The sequence below is a fragment of the Arthrobacter sp. Y3225116 genome (genome assembly GCF_059091245.1).
Window position 1 is genome coordinate 1 of sequence record NZ_JBNHGL010000348.1, and the last position, 2,308, is coordinate 2,308.

Consider the following 2,308-nt stretch of genomic DNA (forward strand, 5'->3'; position numbering starts at 1 on the left):
GGGCCCGCAGCGCCTCGAAGCCGGGCTCGAGCAGCACGATCCGCGCGGCCTGCTCCTTCAGCGGTTTCAGCTGCCCGGCGGTCAGGTAGCCGTCCGGGTCGTGGATCAGCAGGGCGGCGTCGCCCGCCGTCAGCTGGTCCCGGGTCTCCTGCAGCGAATGCGTGGCGGTCACCTGCACGCCCTGCTGGCGAAGCACTTCGGCCACGGCCTGGGCCCCGTTGGGCGCGGCGTTGCCGGGGGAGAGGTCGGCGCGGTCGGCGGCCGGGCCGCGGAGCAGCTCCAGCGCCACCACCCCGCACAGCAGCACCAGCAAGAGGAGCCAGAAGCTCCACCGCCGCAGCCGGTTGCGCAGCGTGGACAGCACCGAGCCGCCGTCGCCGACGGTCTCCGGCAGGTCTCCGGGTGCGCCGCCGGTTCCGGTGGTGCCTCCGGCGAAGTCATCGGCTGCCGCAGCAGTCCGGTCCGCGGCGGGTGCCCGGCTCATCGCGGAACCGCCAGTGGCGCCGGGCCGCTGCCGCCCGGCTGCGGGGACGCCGCGGCCAGGGAATCGTCCAAGGCCGCCAGTTGGTCAAGGTCCGCAGCCGTGGCGGGCACCTTGCCGTACCGCACGGCGTCGAACCGGTTGGCCGCTACACGCAGCCGCCCGGCCTCGGCGCCGAACGCGGCGGCGATGCCGGCGGCCGCTTCGTCGGCGGTGCGGCCCGGCCGGGCATCCAGGACCACCCGTTCTTCCATCGAGCGCACCAGCGCGCGGAACCGCTCGGTCAGCGCCGCATCCCAGTCGCCCCGGTCCGCGGCCGCCCGCGACTTCCGGCGGTGTTCGTCGGCCGTGAGCGGGACGGCGCCGTCGAACATCTCCGCCGCCGCGCGGCTGCGGGCGTTGCGCCGGGGCTTGACCAGCCACACGGCCGCGCCGATCAGCAGCAGGGCAGCCAGAACCAGGACCAGCGTGCCGAGGTTGGGGCTGAAGCCATTGAGTTGGGCGATCAGCCCGGCCAGCCAGTCGAGGATGGCCTGCAGCACCGATTCCAGGACGCCGGGCCGGGCATCCTGGTACTCCTCCTTGGCCAGTTCGCGGATCAGCAGGTCGCGCGCCTCTTCCGGTCCCGGCTCCACCGGGACCTCGAAGGGAACAGCTGCGGAGCCCGGTGCGGCCGCCGCGTTGCCGGGGGCGTGCACGGTCACGTGGTCCAGGGGCCGGCCGGCCCGGGAACCGCGGGGCCGGGTGCCGCGCCGGCGCCGAGTCCCGGAATGGTCCGGGTCTCCCGGCCGCCGGAGGCCTCATGTTCGCGCAACAGCACCACGTCGAACCCTTCGCGGCGGATCCGCAGGTCGATGTAGACCAGGGCGATCACGGCCGCTTGGAAGGCGTAGCCGATGGCCGAGAAGATGGAAGACAGCAGCATCGAGACCAGCGTGAGCGGGCCCATGGTCGCCAGCATGCTCTCGGCCGAGGTGGGATCGCCCAGCAGCGGACCGGCGAGTCCCACGATGAACGAAATGGGCATGCTGACCACGGAGGTGATCACCGTGACGATGATGCTGCACAAGAGGATGATGCCAAAGGTCCGCCACCAGCTGCGGTCGGTCAGCTGCCACGACCGGGCGAGCGCCCGGAAGAGCGGAGCGCGTTCCATGATGATCACCGCCGGTGCCAGCATCAGCTTGATGCCGATCCAGACGGACACCGCCGTCAGGCCCACAATGATCAGCACGATGATCCAGACAGAGGACACGCCGAGCTGGTCGGCCAGGAAGAAGGAGCCGGCGATGATCGCGACCAGTGCGGCAGCGGTGAGGGCGAGATAGAGCAGGGCCAGCCCGACCAGCGCACCGATCCGGCCCTTCGCGAGCGCGAACATCAGGCCAAAGCCGGTTTTCTGGTTGACCGCGGCCCGTGCGGTGGGAATGGCGAGGATGCCCTGCAGGACCAGGATCCCCACCCCGGACAGCAGGCCCAGCACCAGCGAGGAGATGATGATGGACAGGCCGAAGGCCACCGCGGATGCATCCGTGAGTTCCTCGTTCGCCATGACCTGCAGGCCGCCGAAGGCCGAAATGATCAGCCCGCCGACCAGCCAGGCCAGCGCGCTGACGACCACCTGGAGCAGCACCGCGGTGCCGAAGACCGCCGCCGCGTTCTTGCGGGCGGCCTGGAAGGCGCCGTCGAGGATCTCGCCGACGCCGAGCGGACGCAGCGGGATGACGCCCGGTTTCGGCGGAGCAACATAGCCGCGGTACGGGCCCGGACCGGCGGGCGCCGGCCAGCCGCCCTGCTGTTGTGCGCCGGGCGCGGGCTGTCCCCACT

General features: G+C 72.1%; 3 protein-coding genes. All 3 read right to left on the reverse strand.

Annotated features, from left to right (window positions below):
* Positions 1-484 (reverse strand): DUF4350 domain-containing protein (locus AC5RV2_RS17170; RefSeq protein ID WP_494093342.1); only part of this gene is annotated, 484 nt, incomplete at its 3' end.
* Positions 481-1,185, reverse strand: coding sequence for a DUF4129 domain-containing protein (locus AC5RV2_RS17175; protein ID WP_494093343.1), 705 nt, complete (start codon positions 1,183-1,185; stop codon positions 481-483). The genes AC5RV2_RS17170 and AC5RV2_RS17175, both read right to left, overlap by 4 nt.
* Positions 1,182-2,308: glycerophosphoryl diester phosphodiesterase membrane domain-containing protein (locus AC5RV2_RS17180; protein WP_494093344.1), on the reverse strand; the 1,127-nt coding region annotated here is incomplete at its 5' end. The genes AC5RV2_RS17175 and AC5RV2_RS17180, both read right to left, overlap by 4 nt.